Below are 539 nucleotides of genomic sequence, written 5' to 3'. Positions count from 1 at the left end.
CGTCCGGCCTGACCGCCGCCGGGCTCGCGGTCGCCACCGCCGCCGGGGGCCGCCGCGCGGCCGCAGTCGCGCTCCCACTCGCGGCCACCATTTGGGGGTACGACCTGCGCGCGAAGAACACCGCCGCCGGCCCGGCGGTGATGGCCGCCTGCCGCGGGCTGGACGTGCTGCTCGGCGCGTCCGGCGGCCGGATGGTCCGGGCACTGCCCGCAGCGTTCACCGTCGCCGCGCACACCTGGACCGTTACCGCGCTGTCCCGCCGCGAGGTGACCGGCGCGGACCGGCGTCTGCCCGGCCTCACGCTCGCCGGCACCGCGCTGATCGCGGCAGCCGTCCCGGCCCGGCCGACGCCACCCGTCACCGGCCGCCGCGGTTCCAGCCTCGCCGCCCGGTTCGGTCACCTCGTGCCGGCGGTGCTCGCCGCCGGGTACGCCGCCCGGTACGGCCGCGCGCAGGCCCGGGTGCTCGCCGACCCGTCACCGGGCCGGGTGCGCGCCGCCGTCGGGGCCGGGATCACCGGGCTGCCCGCGTTGCAGGGC

At 80.7% G+C, this 539-nt stretch carries 1 protein-coding gene; it reads left to right on the top strand.

Going from position 1 to position 539, the window contains the following annotated elements; genetic code table 11:
* Positions 1 to 539, top strand: a 539-nt coding sequence (locus tag AC2CHG_RS31735) for a UbiA prenyltransferase family protein (RefSeq protein WP_484526242.1), incomplete at both ends; no start/stop codon positions are given.

The sequence above is a fragment of the Micromonospora sp. ATLC20 genome, from assembly GCF_057196585.1.
The sequence above is the reverse complement of the archived record's forward strand: the minus strand, read 5'-3'. Positions and strand labels throughout refer to the sequence as shown.